Annotated in this window: 21 protein-coding genes; 11 read left to right on the top strand and 10 right to left on the bottom strand. The window is 62.7% G+C overall.

The annotated features are described in order from the left end of the window. Nucleotides 1–53 precede the first annotated feature (53 nt). Nucleotides 54–1,169 (top strand): AI-2E family transporter, encoded by a 1,116-nt coding sequence (locus QTJ18_RS12935; protein ID WP_252754701.1) that lies wholly within the window; start codon nucleotides 54–56, stop codon nucleotides 1,167–1,169. Between the two features lie 55 nt (nucleotides 1,170–1,224). Here QTJ18_RS12935 and QTJ18_RS12930 read toward each other — a convergent pair whose 3' ends face one another. Further along, nucleotides 1,225–1,701 (bottom strand): GNAT family N-acetyltransferase, encoded by a 477-nt coding sequence (locus tag QTJ18_RS12930; RefSeq protein WP_252754579.1) that lies wholly within the window; start codon nucleotides 1,699–1,701, stop codon nucleotides 1,225–1,227. A gap of 172 nt (nucleotides 1,702–1,873) precedes the next feature. Between QTJ18_RS12930 and QTJ18_RS12925 the strand changes: the two genes are divergently transcribed. Further along, complete coding sequence (locus QTJ18_RS12925) at nucleotides 1,874–2,275, top strand: hypothetical protein (RefSeq protein WP_252754580.1); 402 nt, start codon at nucleotides 1,874–1,876, stop codon at nucleotides 2,273–2,275. 75 nt (nucleotides 2,276–2,350) lie between these two features. On the opposite strand, the gene QTJ18_RS12920 is transcribed toward QTJ18_RS12925, so the two are convergent. Further along, on the bottom strand, nucleotides 2,351–3,481 hold the full coding sequence (locus QTJ18_RS12920) for a DUF2336 domain-containing protein (protein ID WP_252754581.1): 1,131 nt from the start codon (nucleotides 3,479–3,481) through the stop codon (nucleotides 2,351–2,353). 191 nt (nucleotides 3,482–3,672) lie between these two features. Here QTJ18_RS12920 and QTJ18_RS12915 point away from each other — a divergent pair, with 191 nt between their 5' ends. Further along, nucleotides 3,673–4,257, top strand: a complete 585-nt coding sequence (locus QTJ18_RS12915) for a hypothetical protein (RefSeq protein ID WP_252754582.1) — start codon at nucleotides 3,673–3,675, stop codon at nucleotides 4,255–4,257. Between the two features lie 141 nt (nucleotides 4,258–4,398). On the opposite strand, the gene QTJ18_RS12910 is transcribed toward QTJ18_RS12915, so the two are convergent. Together QTJ18_RS12910 and QTJ18_RS12905 are read right to left on the bottom strand one after the other, a co-directional pair. Beyond that, entirely contained in the window at nucleotides 4,399–5,007 is a 609-nt protein-coding gene (locus tag QTJ18_RS12910; RefSeq protein ID WP_252754583.1) for a flavin reductase family protein, read from the bottom strand. Beyond that, entirely contained in the window at nucleotides 5,004–5,591 is a 588-nt protein-coding gene (locus tag QTJ18_RS12905) for a nitroreductase family protein (protein WP_252754584.1), read from the bottom strand. The genes QTJ18_RS12910 and QTJ18_RS12905 overlap by 4 nt, the downstream gene beginning before the upstream one ends. 105 nt (nucleotides 5,592–5,696) lie before the next feature. Between QTJ18_RS12905 and QTJ18_RS12900 the strand changes: the two genes are divergently transcribed. After that, complete coding sequence (locus tag QTJ18_RS12900) at nucleotides 5,697–6,671, top strand: hypothetical protein (protein ID WP_252754585.1); 975 nt, start codon at nucleotides 5,697–5,699, stop codon at nucleotides 6,669–6,671. A gap of 126 nt (nucleotides 6,672–6,797) precedes the next feature. Here QTJ18_RS12900 and thrS read toward each other — a convergent pair whose 3' ends face one another. The 3 genes from thrS to QTJ18_RS12885 all read right to left on the bottom strand — a co-directional run bounded on the left by thrS (nucleotide 6,798) and on the right by QTJ18_RS12885 (nucleotide 9,805). Continuing rightward, nucleotides 6,798–8,819, bottom strand: coding sequence for a threonine--tRNA ligase (gene thrS, locus QTJ18_RS12895; RefSeq protein ID WP_252754586.1), 2,022 nt, complete (start codon nucleotides 8,817–8,819; stop codon nucleotides 6,798–6,800). A gap of 132 nt (nucleotides 8,820–8,951) precedes the next feature. Next, the gene (gene yidD / locus QTJ18_RS12890; protein WP_252754587.1) at nucleotides 8,952–9,344 is read right to left on the bottom strand and encodes a membrane protein insertion efficiency factor YidD; all 393 of its coding nucleotides are present in this window, start codon (nucleotides 9,342–9,344) and stop codon (nucleotides 8,952–8,954) included. 5 nt (nucleotides 9,345–9,349) lie between these two features. After that, nucleotides 9,350–9,805: an iron-sulfur cluster assembly scaffold protein gene (locus QTJ18_RS12885; RefSeq protein ID WP_252754702.1), complete on the bottom strand. Its 456-nt coding sequence runs from the start codon at nucleotides 9,803–9,805 to the stop codon at nucleotides 9,350–9,352. A 374-nt stretch (nucleotides 9,806–10,179) separates the two neighbouring features. Here QTJ18_RS12885 and folE point away from each other — a divergent pair, with 374 nt between their 5' ends. The 3 genes from folE to QTJ18_RS12870 all read left to right on the top strand — a co-directional run bounded on the left by folE (nucleotide 10,180) and on the right by QTJ18_RS12870 (nucleotide 12,355). Next, nucleotides 10,180–10,788, top strand: a complete 609-nt coding sequence (gene folE / locus QTJ18_RS12880) for a GTP cyclohydrolase I FolE (protein ID WP_252754703.1) — start codon at nucleotides 10,180–10,182, stop codon at nucleotides 10,786–10,788. 34 nt (nucleotides 10,789–10,822) lie between these two features. Next, nucleotides 10,823–11,278, top strand: coding sequence for a phosphoribosyl-AMP cyclohydrolase (gene hisI, locus QTJ18_RS12875; RefSeq protein WP_252754588.1), 456 nt, complete (start codon nucleotides 10,823–10,825; stop codon nucleotides 11,276–11,278). Between the two features lie 111 nt (nucleotides 11,279–11,389). Then, on the top strand, nucleotides 11,390–12,355 hold the full coding sequence (locus QTJ18_RS12870; protein WP_252754589.1) for a patatin-like phospholipase family protein: 966 nt from the start codon (nucleotides 11,390–11,392) through the stop codon (nucleotides 12,353–12,355). 196 nt (nucleotides 12,356–12,551) lie between these two features. On the opposite strand, the gene QTJ18_RS12865 is transcribed toward QTJ18_RS12870, so the two are convergent. Together QTJ18_RS12865 and QTJ18_RS12860 are read right to left on the bottom strand one after the other, a co-directional pair. Next, on the bottom strand, nucleotides 12,552–12,986 hold the full coding sequence (locus tag QTJ18_RS12865; protein WP_252754590.1) for a CBS domain-containing protein: 435 nt from the start codon (nucleotides 12,984–12,986) through the stop codon (nucleotides 12,552–12,554). 177 nt (nucleotides 12,987–13,163) lie between these two features. Continuing rightward, a complete protein-coding gene (locus tag QTJ18_RS12860) occupies nucleotides 13,164–13,901 on the bottom strand; it encodes a rhomboid family intramembrane serine protease (RefSeq protein ID WP_252754704.1) in 738 nt (245 codons plus the stop codon). Nucleotides 13,902–14,316: 415 nt separating this feature from the next. On the opposite strand from QTJ18_RS12860, the gene QTJ18_RS12855 reads away from it, so the two are divergent. Then, nucleotides 14,317–14,922 carry a PAS domain-containing protein gene (locus QTJ18_RS12855; RefSeq protein WP_252754591.1) on the top strand — a complete coding sequence of 202 codons (606 nt, stop codon included), beginning with the start codon at nucleotides 14,317–14,319 and terminating at the stop codon, nucleotides 14,920–14,922. A gap of 138 nt (nucleotides 14,923–15,060) precedes the next feature. After that, the gene (locus tag QTJ18_RS12850) at nucleotides 15,061–15,666 is read left to right on the top strand and encodes a PilZ domain-containing protein (RefSeq protein ID WP_252754592.1); all 606 of its coding nucleotides are present in this window, start codon (nucleotides 15,061–15,063) and stop codon (nucleotides 15,664–15,666) included. Between the two features lie 37 nt (nucleotides 15,667–15,703). Here the strand turns inward: QTJ18_RS12850 and QTJ18_RS12845 are convergent, their stop codons facing one another. Next, nucleotides 15,704–15,838, bottom strand: coding sequence for a hypothetical protein (locus QTJ18_RS12845; RefSeq protein ID WP_289852175.1), 135 nt, complete (start codon nucleotides 15,836–15,838; stop codon nucleotides 15,704–15,706). A 583-nt stretch (nucleotides 15,839–16,421) separates the two neighbouring features. On the opposite strand from QTJ18_RS12845, the gene QTJ18_RS12840 reads away from it, so the two are divergent. Beyond that, a complete protein-coding gene (locus QTJ18_RS12840; RefSeq protein ID WP_252754593.1) occupies nucleotides 16,422–17,030 on the top strand; it encodes a transglutaminase-like cysteine peptidase in 609 nt (202 codons plus the stop codon). 212 nt (nucleotides 17,031–17,242) lie between these two features. Continuing rightward, nucleotides 17,243–18,016 carry a hypothetical protein gene (locus tag QTJ18_RS12835; RefSeq protein ID WP_301557805.1) on the top strand — a complete coding sequence of 258 codons (774 nt, stop codon included), beginning with the start codon at nucleotides 17,243–17,245 and terminating at the stop codon, nucleotides 18,014–18,016. Nucleotides 18,017–18,099: the final 83 nt, after the last annotated feature.

The raw sequence follows: 18,099 nt of genomic DNA, 5'->3' as shown, positions 1-18,099 counted from the left end.
CTGACAAAGAGAAGAACCCGCTTGGACCTCGGTGGCTCGGTCCGGTCGCGCCGATGCGCATCGCCTTGATCCCGCCGTTGACGGCCGCCCGCTGGCTGCTGGTCCTGGTGGTGATCGCCGGTATCTATTTCTTCCACGGCTTTCTCGTGCCGGTTCTGGCGGCGCTGGTCGTCGGTTTTGCCAGCTGGCCCCTTTACCGCGATCTGCTGCGCCGCATCGGCGGCAATACGACGCTTGGCGCGACCATCGCCATTCTTCTGGTGGTCACCTTCCTCGTCGTGCCGATCGCCTTTGCCATTTCCTACACGATCGGCGAAATGCGCGAATGGATCTCCTGGGCGCTGCAGGTCAACCGCTTCGGTGCGCCGCCGCCGGCCTGGATCGTCGGCCTGCCGGTGGCGGGAGATTGGCTCGGCGTGATGTGGGAACGCCATGTCGGCGAGCCGGGTGCGATCGGCCAACTCGTGCAACTCGTCAGCGGCGCCAATATCGGCAATATCTATCGTGCGGTGATAGCTGCCGGCGATGGCGCCTTCCATCTTCTGCTGACCCTGCTTTTCATGCTGATCGCGCTGTTCTTCGTCTATCGCGACGGGGCATCCTTCTCCCGCCAGATCGACATGCTGGGCGAGCGCATCCTCCCCAATCGCTGGGAGCGGATCTCCCGGGTCGTGCCGGCGACGATCAGCTCCACCGTCACCGGGATGACGCTGATCGCCATCGGCGAAGGCATTGTTCTCGGCATTGCCTACTGGATTGCCGGCGTCCCCTCGCCTGTCACGCTCGGCGTCCTGACCGGCGTCATGGCCCTTATCCCGGGCGGTGCGCCGCTTTCCTTCACGCTCGTCTCTCTCTATCTGGTGGCCAGCGGCTCCTATATAGCCGGCATCGGTCTTCTGGTCTGGGGCTCGGTCGAACTCTTCATCGTCGACAAGACATTGCGACCGCGCCTTGTCGGCGGTCCAATCAAGCTGCCCTTCCTGCCGACCTTCTTCGGCCTCGTGGGCGGCGTGAAGACCATGGGCTTCCTCGGCCTGTTCATCGGACCGGTGCTGATGGCCCTCCTGGTCGCCATCTGGCGGGAATGGATGCGCGAGATCGAGCTTTCGGTGCCGGAGGAGGCACCGGACGATGCAGCGCGCGCCGCTGCGGCGCGCAAGCTCGCCTGACGGCGACGAAGCCGGAAAGCGACGGTGCCGGGAAGCGCCGGAGCCGGCCGATGGATCAGCCTTCCTCGGCCGCGAGTGTCTTCTCCATGAACAGGCTGAGCGGATCGGCCTGATAGCTGCCGAACGGCTCGATGTCCCGATAGCCGGCCTTGCGATAGAGGCCGATGGCTTCCGGCTGGTAGATGCCTGTTTCAAGGCGCAGGACCGTGATGCCCCTGCGGCGGGCTTCCGATTCCAGCGCCTCGAGCAGCCGCCGGCCGAGCTTCAGCCCGCGCGCGTCGCTGTCGACATACATGCGCTTGATTTCGCCCTCTCGCTCCGCCTGGCCGACAAGTGCGGCACAGCCGAGCACCGTATCGCCGCGCCGCGCGACGAAGAAGGACACGGCCGGATTATCCAAGGCATCGACCGGCAGCATGTGATTGCTTTCCGACGGGTAGAGCGAGGCTGCATAGGCGTCCGACAGGGCAAGAAGCCGAGCCACGTCCGGCTGCCTCGGGGTTTCCTTCCGGATGACGATATCCGCTGTCATGCCTGCCCTTTCCTGTCCGCTTTCTCTTGGCCCGGCCGAGCTTTGCCCGGCACGCCATTCGCTCCCATATCCCCGGCTTGATATTGCCGCAATGGCGCTCCACCAGATGGACAGCCGAAGCCACGGCCCATTTGTTTGCGGCCGGACCCCATGTGTTGGAAGGGATGACGAAATGCAAGCGGCATTGGTGATGATGACGATCCTCGGCTGCGACGACGGCGGCATTGACTGCCACTATGTCGCAACGATCAATCAGCGCTTTCCAAGCATCGCGCTCTGCAATGCTGTGTCGGAAAAGGAGCTCGCCTCCTTCGCCAACATCTCCTACCCGACCGTCATCGCCGTCTGCCAGGATCCGTATGCCGGTGCCCAAGCGGCCGAGGCATCAGCGAAAAAAGAGACGCCGATCGACGAGGCCGCGGCGCAGCGCGCCGAAGAGAAGACGCTGGCGGAACGGGCATTGTCCCGCGTCTCCACCATCCTTCCCAGCCGGGCAGATCTTCGCGAAGTGGTTGCGGCGCCTGTGCATCTCGTTGAAGACGGTTACGCCTGGGCCATCCGCAAGTTCCGCTGAAACAGACTTGTTTTTACGCAGTCCGGACGCAAAACCGCTGACACACTTTTGCTGGACCTGCTCCAGCGGCGGCTGTCAGGCCGCTGCGCGATCGGCGAAGGATCGGGCCAATTGCCTCTCCTCGCTATGCTGGAGCGATTCCACGAGATCCAGCAGTTCCGCCACCGAGGAATCATCCTGGCGATCCTTGAAGCGCAGGATCAGGCTGAGGCAGATGCTGTCGCTCTCGGCGACGCCGGACCGGTGGCTGATCTCGCGCCACAGCAGGGTCGCTTCGGCAAAGACTTCGGCAATGGGACGGTTCAGCCCGGCCGATTCGTAAAGCGCCCGCACTGCGTGGCGTCTCGATGTCGCCATGAGGCCACGCACGCGGCGCTCGTCCAGGCCGGTCAGATAGGCGATGGCGGCGGCGAAGAACTCGATCTTGCCGCTGCACAACGCGTGCATCAGGAATGCCGCGGTCAGGCGCCCATCCGCTGCAAGTTGCTCCACCAGCTTGGGAAGATCACGGCTTGCCGCCGTGCCCGCCAGCGACAGCGCCGCAAGATCGCTGGCCTCGCGGGTCACATGGGCGATGCGGGTCGGGCTGAGAGTGGATTGCACGAGAGGCGACGCCGCAAGCAGCGAGGAAACGTGACCGATCAGGAGATGTCGCGCTTCCGGCGGCAGTTCCGTCCGAACCAGCAGCTGGTTGCGTACGCTGGCTTCCGCGCCGAAACGCTCGGCCAGCCGCTTCAGGCTGTAGCGGCTGATATCGGCTGCTTCATTTTCCAGAAGGATCAGGATCTCGCCCAGATCGCCGACTTCGGCAATGGCTGCCGCCGCCATGCGGGACAGGCCCGGGCGAGCGGCAATCAGGCCGCGCGTCATGGCATTGCCGCGGCCGCACAGGTCCACCAGATCACTATCCGTCACCACGGGCGAGAACATCAGGACATGGCAGGCAACATCCGGCTGGTCTCCCGCCAGGCCCATGATCACGGATCGCGGCGCGTGCACGGACGGAGCGAGTGCCTGCGCCAGGGCCTGGCGCACTTTCGCAGACGGATCATCGAGAAGATGCATCATGGCATGAACGGCGTGTTTTCGCTGGTCGGTCGCGCAGCCGATGGTTTTCAGATAGGCTCTCGCCAAAGCGCCCGCGGCCTTGGCCCGGTCGCTTGCGTTTGCCGTTTCCGTCCAACGAAGAAATGCCTTAATGATCACTGTTACGCCTCACTTCATGGAGGAATCAACGATCACTGACCCCTCGGACGCAAAGCTAGGCGCAAATGGTTGATGATCCGTTCACCATAACCGTTAAGGATAACGGGGCCACCAGGTCTGACGGCGGTGGCAAAGCGTTTTGCTGTTTCCTGCCGGTCCTTTCGCCTCATCCGGGCGAAAGCCGGACGATCATGGTGCTGCCAGCGCAGCCGGCCGGCGACGCATTGGAAGCGGCGCTGCGGTCAGCACTGGCGCAGGGTCTCGCCTGGTTCTGGCTGAAGGGTTTGAAGACTGCTGCGCAGGTTCAGGCCGCAGATGTCTGCATGCGGGTCGTCGAGGCTCAGGCCGGCCTGCCGCAGGATCATCTGAAACTCTTGATCTCGCCCTGCGACACGGCCTGCGGCTCGCTCGATCTCATGCGGATCTGCCGCGCCAGCCCCCGGCTTGTCGCCGTGATCTGGGACGCCGCGGCAAGTAGGGCCGCCCTGGCTTCGCCGGCCGGCGACAGCCGCCCCCTCCAGTCCGGCCCGATACCGGCCACAGGTCTTGCGCGCGACATGGCTCTGATCGCGGCGGCGGCAGCGGGCCTGCCCATCTATGAGGCGCCGGACGAACCGTCTCTGCCGGATGCGTCGGAGGCCGAGACGCTTCGCTTTGCGCAAGCCTGTACGGCGGCGCGCGAGGCCGGCCTGCACGGCAAGCTCGCCATTCACCCCTGGCAGGCGCGACTGACCACGGAGATTTTCGGCGTGGAGAAGGCGGAAGTGGACGGCTGAGCGGCAAACCCGCTGCCCCTTGCCTTGGTGCACACCCAGGGCGCCCGGCATCACGGCAGCCCGGCGGCGCCCGTCACGTGCCCGTCACTTGCCCGTCACTTGCCCTTTACTTGCCTGCCACGACCCGCGGGCCAGTCGCCCTCAGGCCGAAGGGCGCTGCAGCTGGAACACGTCCGCGCCGCCATCGCTGTAATCCATATAGCCCATGCGTGCGATGGGCCGCGCCAGACCCATGTCGATCCGGCCGTCCTGGATGATCGTCTCATCGATGTGGATCGCCACCACCTGGCCGAAAACCATGAAGGCTTCGGCCGGCTGGCCGTCCAGCGTGTCCGGCTCGAGGATCTGCGTCACCTTGCATTCCAGCGCGGCATAGGCCTCCCCCACGAAGGGAGCATCGACCATGCGGCCCGGCTCGGCCGTGAGGCCCGACAGAGCAAATTCGTCGACGCCGTAATCCACCGGCGCCGACGAGGCATTCATCCGCTCGACCAGATGCCGGCTGACCAGGCTGGCAGTGAATTGTCCGGTTTCTTCGGCATTTTTCAGGCTGTGCTTGCGGCCGCTGGAGGAGAACATTACGATTTTCGGGCGGTCGGAGACGACATTGAAGAAGGAGTAAGGGGAGAGGTTCAGCGATCCGTCCCTTCCCTTCGTGCCGATCCAGCCGATCGGACGCGGTGCGACGATTGCCTTGAACGGATCGTGCTTCATGTCATGCTGGTTGCTGTCCGTCGTGTAGAACCTCATGCGCCGGCCTCCCCGACAAAGGTCACGATATCGTCCAGCTCCGGACGTGGCCGGTCGGTCTGCGGAAAATCCGAGCGGCCGATATAGAGAAAGCCGGCCAGCTTCTCGCTTTGCCTGATCCCGAGCACGGCCTTGGCCTCCTCGTCATAGGCGATCCATTCCGACAGCCAGTTTGCGGCATAGCCATGGGCATTGGCTGCCAGGAACAGGTTCAGGCAGACGGCGCCGGCGCTGAGTTCCTGCTCCCAGACCGGGATCTTCACATGGTCTGCCGCCGTGCTGACCACCGCGATCACCACCGGCGCCCTTGCCAGACGGTTGCGCTCCACCGCGCGCAGTTCATCCGAAAGATCGGGCTGGCGCGCGACGGCGATCTTCTCCAGCGCCTCGCCCAGGGCAAGCCGGGCCTGCCCGCGATAGACGATGAAGCGCCAGGGCGCGAGCTTGCCGTGATCGGGTACGCGCGAGGCCAAAGTGAGGATGGATCGAAGCTCTGTCTCATCCGGCCCGGGGCCGGTCATCTGGAGCGCCGGAATGGACCGGCGCGTGCTGAGATAATCGAAGAGAGGCTGGTTCTTGCTCATGATCTGTGCCAAGCGATAGGTTTGATTGGGCAATATCTTGAAAATGCCGCGAGGTTGGTCTTCAAGTGGCCTCTGCATTGGAAAGAGTCAACGGTTGGCGGTGGTATGGACGATATTTCGCGAAGCGGCGCCAGGCTGCTTCATCTGGCAGCCTTCTTCCTGTGCCTGATCCATCCTGTGGACGCGCAGGATGCCTTCAAGACGTTCAAGCAGCTGGACAGCACGGCCAAGATGCCGAAGCTGAACGCCTTTTCGCCGACGCTGGGCGCACCGCAAGCGCTGGCGCGCGATGTCCGGCTGGAGGCCAAGCTGACCGATGACGGCCCCTCGATGAAGACCGGGCTGAGCTGGCGCGTCTTCAGTCTGGACCCCGGCCCCGACGGCAAGCTGCCGCTTGTCGCATCGGCGGAGGGTGGCGAGGCGAATTTCCAGCTGGCGCCGGGCTCCTATTTCGTCAATGTCGCCTTTGGACGGGCGGGCGCCACCAAGCGGCTGGACGTGCCGAGCGAGGGTGAGATGAAACCCCAATCGCTGGTGCTGGATGCCGGCGGCATCGTGCTGAATGCCGTGTCGGGCGAGAATGAGCGCGTGCCGGCGGCCAAGCTGAAATTCACCATTTTCTCCTCCGAGGCGCGGGAAGACGGCGAGCGTCCGCTGGTCATGGCCGATGTCAAGCCGAACACGATCGTGCGGCTGAATGCCGGGACCTATCATATCGTATCCGAATACGGAGAAACCAATGCCTCGGTGCGCGCGGATGTGCAGGTGGAGGCGGGCAAGCTGACCGAGGCGACCTTGCAGCATCGCGCTGCCCAGGTGACGTTCAAGCTGGTTTCGCAGCCGGGCGGGGAAGCCATTGCCGATACCGCCTGGTCGGTCCTGACGGCCGGCGGCGACGTCGTGTCGGAAAGCGTCAGCGCCTTTACCGCGATGGTGCTGACCGAAGGCAATTACACCGTCGTGGCGCGCAACAAGGAAAAGATCTACCAGAAGGAATTCACCGTCGAGGCGGGGCGCAGCCTCGATGTCGAGGTGCTGCTCAAGGAACAGCAGGCCGACGGCGTCCTCGACCAGGACTGATTGACGAAAAACCCGCCGCACGCCCCTCGTGGGGCGCGTCGGCGGGTTTCGCGATCATCGTTCCGCCGCTGCCTGTGCAGCGGCTTTCTCTCGTTTTTCAGCCGCGGCTTGCGCAGCGGACCTCTGTTATTCCGCCGCCTGCTTGCGCAGCGCCTGGCGACGCTTGACATCCGGCGGCGTCGCCTCATCCGTCAGCGATGCCACGGCATCGGCAAGCGACATGGGCGTCTGGGCCTGGCTGCCGAGACGGCGGATATTGACCGTGCGGTTTTCCGCTTCCTGGCGGCCGCATACGATGATCACAGGAACCTTGGTTACCGAGTGCTCGCGGATCTTGTAGTTGATCTTCTCGTTGCGGAAGTCTTCCTCGACGATCAGGCCGGCATCGCGCAGCGTCTGCACCACTTCGCGGCCGTAATCATCGGCATCCGAGGTAATGGTTGCGACCACCACCTGCAGCGGTGCGAACCACAAGGGCATGTGCCCGGCGAAGTTCTCGATCAGAATGCCGAGGAAGCGTTCCATCGATCCGCAGATGGCGCGATGGATCATGACCGGCTGCTTCTTTTCCGAATTGTGATCGATGTAGAAGGCGCCGAACCGCTCCGGCAGGTTGAAATCCACCTGCGTGGTGCCGCACTGCCATTCCCGGCCGATCGCATCCTTCAGCGTATATTCGAACTTCGGACCGTAGAAGGCGCCCTCGCCCGGCAGAATACCGGTCTTGATGCGCCCGCCCGACTGCTCCTCGATGGTCTTCAGGACCTCCATCATCACACTTTCGGCACGATCCCAGAGCTCGTCCGAGCCGACCCGCTTGTCCGGCCGCGTGGAAAGCTTCACCACCACCTCGTGGAAGCCAAAATCCTCATAGACGGAGAGGATGAGGTCGTTGATGCGCAGGCACTCGGCCGCCATCTGCTCTTCCGTGCAGAAGACATGCGCATCATCCTGGGTGAAGCCGCGCACGCGCATAAGCCCGTGCAGGGCGCCTGATGCCTCATAGCGGTGCACCAGACCGAATTCCGCAAGACGGACAGGCATTTCGCGGTAGGACTTCAGTCCGTGCTTGAAGATCTGCACATGCCCCGGGCAGTTCATCGGCTTCAGCGCGAAGACGCGGTTATCCGCCCCCTCGTCATCCGGATTGACGAAGGCATGGGCGGATTTCACCGCGAACATGTTCTCATTGTACCAGCCCCAGTGACCGGAAGTCTCCCATAGCGACTTGTCGAGCACCTGCGGGGCATTGACCTCTTCATAGGTATTGGCGAGCCGGCGGCGCATATAGGCCGTCAGTGTCTGGAACATGCGCCAGCCCTTGCCGTGCCAGAAGACGACGCCCGGACCCTCTTCCTGGAAATGGAAGAGATCCATTTCGCGGCCAAGCTTGCGGTGGTCGCGCTTTTCGGCTTCCGCCAGTACGTGCAGATACTGGTCGAGCTCTTCCTGGGTGGCCCAGGCGGTGCCGTAGATACGGCTCAGCACCGGGTTGTTGCTGTCGCCGCGCCAATAGGCGCCGGCCACCTTCATGAGCTTGAAGGCGGTGCCAACCTGGCCGGTGGAGGCCATATGCGGGCCGCGGCAGAGATCGAACCACTCGCCCTGCGAATAGATCTTCACGTCCTGATCGGTCGGAATGGCATCGACCAGTTCGACCTTGAAGCGCTCGCCCTTCTCGCCGAACACCTGCTTGGCCTTGTCGCGCGACCAAACTTCCTTGATGAAGGGCTTGTTGCGGCCGATAATGTCCTTCATCTTCTTTTCGATCTTCGGCAGATCGTCGGGCGTGAAGGGCCAGTCCTCGCCGCTCTCGGCATGGACGCGCTTGAAGTCGTAATAGAAGCCGTTCTCGATCACCGGACCGATGGTCACCTGCGTGCCGGGCCACAATTCCTGCACGGCCTCGGCCATGACATGGGCGGCATCGTGGCGGATGAGTTCGAGGGCGCGGCCATCGGTGCGGGTGACGATCTCGATCCGGCCGTCGGTGACAGCATCGGAGAGATCGCGCAACTCGCCGTCGATCGCGATGGCGACCGCCTTTTTGGCCAGCGATTTGGAAATGGATTCGGCGACCGCCATGCCGGTCGTGCCGGGATCATAGGAACGGATCGAGCCATCGGGGAAAGTTAGGGAAACGGACATATATGTGCTCCTGTCATCCAGTCCCGCCAACGAATGCGGGTGGTTAAATCTCGCCATCGACAGACGGCGTCCAACGCGCGCGTTGATACTCTGGGAAAAGATCGGAGTAAAGCCGGCGCATCCGGCAGTCTTTCAGAGGATTTCCTCTGCCGCCAGGCCGGACCCACCCGCAAGCCGGCGCCGATAGGCCCAGGGCCGCCACCATGTCTGGCGCGCAGCCAGGTGCTCCGGCACGGGATCGAGACCGGAGGAGCCGAAGGGTCCGCAACGGAGGAAGCGCCAGGCGACCATCCAGCCGCCGAACCAGAGGCCATGGCGGGCCACAGCCTCGTAGCCGAATTCCGAACAGGTCGGGATATGGCGGCAGGAATTGCCGATGAAGCCGGACAGGGTCAGCTGATAGAGGCGGATGAGCCCCATGCCCAGCAGCCGGTCCGGCGTCTTGCGAAACCTGCCCTGCCAGTTGCGGCCGCGGCGCGCCGGTCTTTCATCCTCGATCTCTGCCTCTTCGCAGTGCCGGCACATGACGATCAGCCCGCTTTGGCGGCCAGCGCGGCGGGATCGCCAGTGGCGATCTGGTCCAGACAGTCAACCACGGCATCGAAGGTCAACATGGTCGAGGCGTGGCGCGCTTTGTAATCCTTGACGGGCTGCAGGATCCGCATTTCCTCGAACCGGCCAACCGGGCCCTCGCCGCCATCCTTCAGCATCGCCAGCATGGCGTCGCGCGCCGCCCGGATCTCTTCCGCTGTCGCGCCGACGACATGCCGCGCCATGACCGAGGACGAGGCCTGGCCGAGGGCGCAGGCCCGCACCTGATGGGCGAAATCGCTGACCACGCCATCCCGCATCGTCAGGAAGACGCGCACCTTCGAGCCGCAGAGCTTTGAGTGCTTTTCCGCAGTCGCATCGGCATTGTCGAGAGTGCCGGCCCGTTCGATATTGCCTGCCAGATGCAGGATGCGGGCATTGTAGATATCGTCCATGCGCTTGTGCTCGCTTGAGAGAAATCGCGTCAGCCTCGCCTGACCCGGCCGATCATCGGGTATAAAGCCGCGATCTTCGGCAGACACGTCTCGAATGTCCGGTTCATTCCATGAAACGGCAACGCAGCGTCAACATGAAGCTGCCCCTGCCGCAAGTCTTGCCGCTGGTCTTGCCGGCCACCAGCCTCTATATGATAAGTTGCAGGTCAATCATCAAGACGGAAAGATTTGCCATGATCGCCGCTTCGCGCGGCAGGGTTTATCTTGTCAAAAGCGATCGGACAGGTCAATGAGGCCGTAATGATGTAACGCGCTTGAAACCTCGCCGGCATATTCGGCGGGATGCGGGGGAGCCCGCATCAGGAGACCAGATGATGAATGCCATTGTGAAGAACCTTCCGGCCGATGCTGAAAAGGCGCGTCCGACGCAGCAGGAAGCCGAAGAGGCCGTGCGCACGCTCCTGCGCTGGGCGGGCGACGATCCGGCCCGCGAGGGTCTGGTCGATACGCCGAAGCGGGTGGCAAAGGCCTATCGCGAACTCTTTGCCGGCTACGACCAGACCGCGGAAGAAGCGCTTGGCCGCACTTTCGAGGAAGTCGCCGGCTATGACGACATGGTGCTGGTGCGCGACATCCCCTTCTTCTCGCATTGCGAACATCATATGGTGCCGATCATCGGCAAGGCTCATGTCGCTTATTTGCCCAAGGGCCGGGTCCTTGGGCTGTCCAAGATCGCGCGGGTCGTGGAAGTCTATGGCCGTCGCCTGCAGACGCAGGAGGCGATGACGGCGCAGATCTCCCATGCAATCCAGGATGTCCTATCCCCCCGCGGCGTCGCCGTCATGATCGAAGCGGAGCATATGTGCATGTCGATGCGCGGCATCCAGAAGCAGGGATCGTCGACGCTTACGACAACCTTCATCGGCGAATTCGATGCCAACGCCGCCGAGCAGGCGCGTTTCCTCATGATGATCCGGCGCTAGACGCAGAGCGCCTCCTTTCCAGGACCCGTTTCCCATGACGATCAATTTTCCGTCCCCGTCAGCCGACAAGGCTGAGCTTGAAGGCCCCGGCGCCTTCACCCCGCGCTTCGATCAGGCGGGCCTTGTCACTGCGATCGTCACCGACGCCCGCGATGGCCATCTTTTGATGGTGGCACATATGAACAGCGAAGCCGTGTCTTTGACGATCGAGACCGGCATCGCCCATTATTTCAGTCGCTCGCGCGGCAAGATCTGGAAAAAGGGCGAGACCTCGGGAAACCTGCAGACGGTTGTTGAGATGCTCACCGATTGCGATCAGGATGCCGTCTGGCTGAAGGTGGATGTGGCAGGACACGGTGCCACCTGCCATACCGGCCGGCGGTCTTGCTTTTATCGCAAAATTAACCATGTCGAAGGCGGGGCGGTTCTTGATGTCGTAGATGATGCGCGACATTTCGATCCGGATCGGATCTACAAGGGCGTGGAGTGAAGAGAGGCAAATTGCCTTACTTTTCATCAGCGGCGCACCGATAAACGGTTTCATAACCGTCCGCAGCGTTAAATGGAAATCCGGCGCTTTTCGCCTGAAGGACGCGAGCCAATGTTGAACTGGACCTGGAACCGCGGTGAAGCCAATGCGAATGCCGGCGATGGTGCCGCCGGCACGCAGGCCGCCCCACGCCAGATCCAGCCCAAGCCCAAGCCGAAGAAGGCCAAGCTGGCCTTGGCGCTGGGCGGTGGCGCGGCCCGAGGCTGGGCCCATATCGGCGTCTTGCGCGCTCTGGACGAAGCAGGCATCGAGGTTGGCATGATTGCCGGCACCTCCATCGGCGCGCTGGTGGGGGGATGCTATCTTGCCGGCAAGATCGACGAGCTGGAAACCTTTGCCCGATCGCTGACCATGCGGCGGATCGCCGGACTGCTTGACCTGACGATTGGCGGCGGCGGCCTTCTCGGCGGCATGCGGCTTACGAAGAGAATGCAGGAACACCTGTCGGATGTGGCGATCGAGGATCTCGAGCGGCCTTTCGTGGCGGTGGCCACCGAATTGCATAGCGGACACGAGGTCTGGATCACCAGCGGCTCGCTGATCACCGGCCTGCGGGCCTCCTATGCGCTGCCGGGCATATTTGAGCCCGTGCGCTGCAACAACCGCACTCTGGTGGACGGCGCCCTGGTCAATCCGGTGCCGACATCCGTCTGCCGCGCCTTCGAACAGCCGCTCGTCGTGGCGGTCAATCTCAATTACGATATTTTCGGCCGCTCGGCTGTGGTCAAGCACAGCGCAAGCGTCCAGCCGGTCATCGAGGGGCAGCACACCAAGGTTCATGAAGCGCGGCTTGGAACGCCTGGCGTCATGGTGCAGGCCTTCAACATCATCCAGGAGCGCATCTCGCGCGCCCGTCTTGCCGGCGATCCCCCGGATCTCGCCCTGCATCCGCGCCTGAGCGATATCGGACTGTCCGAATTCCATCGCGCCGGCGAAGCGATCGACCGCGGCTATAGCGAAACGCAGGCGCGCATCGCGGAACTTAAGCGGATGCAGGAAGTCTTCGCCTTCGCCTAGCGGTTCGCCTTCGCCTGGTTGAATGAGTTTCGATTTTTATTGCCACCCGCGGCATGCTCTCAGAGCAAATGTCGAACCGGGACATTCCAATGAGGGTGCTGCGAACGGATGCAAATATCAGGTTCGAGCCACTGGGATCTGTTCGCCGGAAGGAATGCCTCCGGCGAACCACGCGTCACGTCACTTCGGCGGCGGTTCAGCTAGCGATGTAGGCGCGGATCTGCTCCGCCTCGGTCTCGACCTCGTGGATACGCGTCTTCACGACGTCGCCGATCGAGATGATGCCCACGAGACGCCCCTGCTCTTCCACCGGAATATGGCGGAACCGGCCGCTGCTCATGATCTCCATGACTTCGTTCAGCGAGTTATCCTCGTGACAGCGCGTGACATTGGTCGTCATGGCCGAGGAAACCGGCTGCGATAGAACCGAGGCGCCGTTCACGGCAACGCTTCTTACCAGATCGCGCTCGGTGAAGATCCCGGCTATGCGCTCTTCGAGACTGGTGATGACGACGGCGCCGATCTTGTTTTCGTGCAGGATCGCGGCGACCTCCGCGATCGTCTTGTCCCTGGACACGGAGACCACATTCCTGCCTTTGGCATCCAGCATATGTCTGACGGAAACTGGCATCAATTCCTCCTATTGACCAACCATGTCATGCGCGGATCTCATGCCCCCCCAGCTGTGACCCGGCAATCGGAATGGTGCTCTCGAGCCCCTTCGAAAGCAACCGAATTCCGCACAAAGCGTGCGCAATGAGGATGGCCGAAGCATGGCGCCAGCCGGTTTTGCGAAACCGCAGGCGGTTCAGCGGCCTCTGCCTTTGGCTGCGGAGACCGGATCGAAGAGGGCAAACAGCAGATAGCCGAACAGGAAGCCGCCGATATGGGCATCCCAGGCAATGGCCTGCGATCCGTCGCCGATCAGCGGAATGCCGACCGCGATAAGGCCGTTGCCGATGAACCAGATCAGGGTGAAAACCAGGACGGTGCGGTTTCTCAGGGCTTCGACAATGCCCTGGCGCGGCAGGGTGTGGGCCTGCAGCCTTTGCATGGCACCCTGCGCCGGGAAGGCGAAGCGGCAGGCGGCGGCCATCATGGCGGAAATGACGCCAGAGGCGCCGATCAAAACCGTCTCCTGCCCCCAGTTCAGGAAGGCGTGGAAGAAAGCCGATGCCGCCGCGGACAATATCCAGAAGAGGAAGAAGCGCACCGGTCCCAACCGGCGGAAGACCGGCGCGCCGAAGGCGGCGAGCCAAAGGCAGTTGAAGATGAGATGTTCGGCGCTGCCATGCAGCAGCGAATAGGTCACCGGCGTCCACAGCCATTCCAGGCCCTGGGCGGACAGCGGAATGACATAGCGCAAAGGCGTGAAGGCCAGTTCGAACAGCAGCCGCGAACGGGCCTGATCGCTCAAGAGATAGGTTTCGACGAGATAGAGGCCGATGAGCAGCGCCAGCATGGCCACCAGGAGCGATGGCAGGTTGAAGACCGGCGGCTTCGAACCCGACTTCATATCCGGGTGCGGCATATTCGGGAGCGGCATATCGGAGCTTGTCCCGTCGGAACGCGGCATGTCCGCTGGCGTCCCGTCATGCGGCGCGCTCTCTGAGGTCAGATGGCGGCGATCGGGACCGATGCCGGGCACGGCGCTGCGGGGGCCTTGGCCACCGCGCGGCGGCTGCGGCGATCCGGTTGCGTCTTTCGGCGGCTGCTTGGGGTCGGGCGTCTCGTCCATGAATTCTGCCATCTCCGTTCCGGCCAAAGACATACAGCACGCAAGGCGCGATACAAACCCGCCGCCGCCCAAATCAACGTGAGCAGTCATCGGCATCCATGGCGGGATGTGTCCGCTCCATTTTCTCGTACCGCATTGCAGCACTTGGCACGCTATTCGCTCCTTAAGGAAGGATTAACATCAAAGCGGCCGAAACCGGTCCGAATTGACACAGGCGGTATCAATGCGAAGCGAAAAAGCCCGGGAGATCCACCGGTACTGGAACAGCCTGAGACGGGGCGGCGCGGCGCCACTGCGCGCTGATTTCCAGCCCATGGCGATCCGCCAGCGGCTGCCGGACCTTTTCATGCTGGATCTGGCGGATGCCGATTTCCGCTTTCGCCTGGCGGGGACCCGCATCTGCGACATGTTCGGCACGGAACTGCGCGGCTCCAATTTCCTGTCTCTGTGGCAGGCGGAATCCAGAGATCGCGCGCTGGAGGCCGCTTTGTCGGCCTTGCGGACTGAGGATGCCGAATTCATCAGCCTGCGGGTGCCGGCAGCATCCGGCTGGCAGGACTGCGACATGCTGCTGCTGCCGATCCGCAGCTCCGGCCATCTGGCCGACCGGTTATTGGGCGGCCTGTTTGCCCAGACGGGCGTCTCGCTTGACCGGCCGGTGCCGCGCGGCTCGCTGGAACTCGAGTCCTGGCGGCCGGCGCATTGGAGCCCGGCCGCGACACGCACCGCCGTTCCGCCGATCCGCACGGTGCCCTCGCACCAGCAGTTCGACATCAGACTGGTCCTGCAGCGGCTTTTCGACACCGCCCGCAGTGCGCGACGACGCTGATCCCCGGCGGCTTTATATAATGACCCGCCCTGCGCCGCTTTGCCGCGTGCGGTTGCGCGATGCCGTGATTGCAAAGAACGATATATTAACGCGGAGGACGTATCCCTGGGAGGCCACAAGCCTAGACGAAAGATTGTGATGTTCTCCTTCCAGCCCACCACGACCACTGCTCAACCGTCTTCGCCGCGCAACTTCCAGCGTGTGGCAGTGAACATGCCTGGGCGGCTCATGCTTGTGGACCGGGCGGAATATCCTTGCGTCGCGACCGAAATGTCTCCCGGCGACGTCGTTGTCACCTGCGTCGGAACCCCCGGCATCGGCGAGCGCGTGATTGCCTATATCGACCATCTAGGCCGCCTGGAGGGCCAGGCGCTGGAGCTGACCGATACGGGCTTTGTCATGTCGATCGTCGCACCGGAACGGAAGCGGGAAAAGCTCGCCGCGCAGCTGACCTGGCTCGCCAACCGGCACGAACTCGGCCTGCCCGAGGATCGCCGCCATGACCGCCTGACGCCGCGCGTTACGCGAGCCGAACTGACACTCGAAGACGGCTCGCGCTATGCCTGCCGCCTCGTCGACCTGTCGCTGTCCGGCGCGGCTGTGGATGTCGATTTCCGTCCGCCGATCGGCACAACGGTTCAGCTCAACGCCTTGCGCGGCCGCATCGTCCGCCATTTCGCCGAAGGTGTCGCCATCGAGTTCGCCCATGTGCAGACGCGCGAGAGCCTGCGGGATTTTCTCTGATCCTGGCTCCGTCGATCCAATCCTGATCGATCCAATCCTAATCGCGCCATTCCTGATCGCGCCATTCCTGGTCGCGCCATTCCCGGTCGATCCCGCCGTCGCTACCTCCCTGCCTTGAGTTTTGTTGAAGCCCGGCCGCCTGACGCCGGGCTTTTGCATTGCTGCGCACCATTCCGTCTCCGCCTCGCGAAGATCCGCCTGATCCAGAGCCACTTTCGGTATTGCAAAGGCGCGCTTGAGCCGGATGCCGGGGCGCCTTTCTCCCGTAATTCTGCTCCTGCGGCCACCCAAACCGGCGGCGCAAAACCACGTTCGACGCAGAAAGTGTGCGAAAAAGGAGCGTCGGGCAAAAAAATTTCTCGCTCCGGCACAGTTTTTTCGATCCCGATTCGAGGCAAATCCGACCCGTTTTCCGAGACCGTCGGCGGTAAGGAGCGCTGTGCGAGGACCGGTCTGATCCGGTCCGGACGCCAACAGCTTGCCCGGCAACCCGGAGTTTGCGCCAGGGCGCTTTCGAAAAACAACCGGCAAGTGAGGCACTTAGGCGGCAATGATTGGCAATTGCCGCGTATTCGCAGCGAATTTCAGTAAAATGCGACGCGAATTTGATGCGTATTCGATTTGAAAAAGGCGCAAATTTGAACTGCATTCTATTCGAGTTTGCATCAAACATGTCTTTGATTTGACTGTTGAATTTCGCGAGCGATCAAGGCGTCTATGCGAGCTTCTCCCCATCGAACGGGGAGAAAAGAACAATGTCTCACGCCAAGAAGATCGCAACCTGCCTGACCACGCTGTGCCTTTCTCTGACACTCGCCAACGGCGCCTTTGCGGCGGCCGGTGCGATGACGGTGACGGGAAAGGCCAATCCGCCGATCGGTCACTACGAATTCTGCAAGACCTATGCCAGCGAATGCGTGCCGACGGTTGCCGATCAAGGTCCGATGACATTGACGGAAGACAAGTGGCGCAAGATCCTGGACGTCAATTACACGGTCAATACATCCATCACGCCGATGACGGATATGGAGATCTACGGCGTCGAGGAACGCTGGGCCTATCCGCGCACCGTCGGCGATTGCGAAGACTTCGTTCTCCTGAAGCGCAAGCTGTTGATGAGCCAGGGCTTCAGCCCCGCCGACCTGCTGATCACGGTCGTCCTCCAGCCGAATGGCGAAGGCCATGCCGTTCTGACCGTCAGAACCGACCGCGGCGATTACATCCTCGACAACATGCGCAACAAGGTGATGCTCTGGTCGGATACGGAATATACCTATCTCAAGCGCCAGTCGACATCCGACCCGGCTGCCTGGGTCAAGCTGCAGGATGGCCGCGCCAATGCGGTTGCCAGCGTGCGCCGCTAAGGCGCATGCAAGATGAACGAGTGCGTGCGCCGCTAAGGCGCATGCAAGATGAACGAGTGCGTGCGCTGCTAAGGCGCATGCCGGTCGCAGACCGCTGAAGCCCTCCCGCCGCGCCGGAACGTCTTGCTTAACCTTTTATTTACCATGTCCCGAAATGAATGGATCGGCAGGGAGTCGATCTTCGGCTCCCCTCTTCACGGCGGGCGGGACAGATGCGGCATCCAGGACAGGGTTCAACGGGCGGCACTTATGAGCCATTGCTTTCGAACGCCCTTCTGGCCAGGCTGACGGCTGGCCTGGTTGTCCTGGCGCTCGCGGTTGCCGCAATCAGCCTTGGCGGCCGCTGGTATGGCCAGCAACTCACGCTGGCCGGGCATACGGCCAGCACCGAGATCTTCGACATCGCGATCGGCAATGACAGGCTGCGGACGCCCGCCAATATCATCCGGTTTCCGGAACAGCGCCGGTCCGGCGCCGCCGAACGCTTGAACCTCTACCTCACCTGGCCGGACATGCAGGGCTACAGCCTGGAGCGGCGCGAGCGGTTCGACCAGCTGTCCTTTGCCGATTCCCTCCTCTTTCTGGAAATCACGGAAGCCACGATGTCGCGCGACATGTCCGGGCGCCTCGAGCCGATCTACCAGCGGCTCTTCGACAAGGAGCCGGTCGATGCCGGACATGGTCTGATGCTGCATCACCTGCGCAGCGAGAGCGGCTATGGCGACGAAGTGATCCTGACCGGCAAGCGTCCGGGCCGACCCGATTACGTCGTCCGCTGCATTCTCGCTCCGGCCAAAGAGACTGGCGGCAGCGGCAGGGAGACCAGCGGCAGCGGCGATTGTCAGCGGGATATCCACATGGGATCCGGCCTGAATGTGCTTTATCGCTTCTCTTCCAGCCGTCTCGGCGAGTGGGACCATATTGACGCCGCTATTACCGCCTTTGTGGGCTCGCGCCTCGCGGAGGAGGAAGTCCCTAAAATATGACCGAAATCCTGAAGGCGTCGTTCATCATAAACTTTCTGGTAACGCCCCTCCCCTAGTATGACAGGAACGGTGCAGCGGGGGCG

Origin of the sequence: Rhizobium sp. SSA_523 (assembly GCF_030435705.1) — a bacterium.
Classification (GTDB): domain Bacteria; phylum Pseudomonadota; class Alphaproteobacteria; order Rhizobiales; family Rhizobiaceae; genus Neorhizobium.
This window is presented reverse-complemented; position numbering and strand designations above follow the sequence as displayed.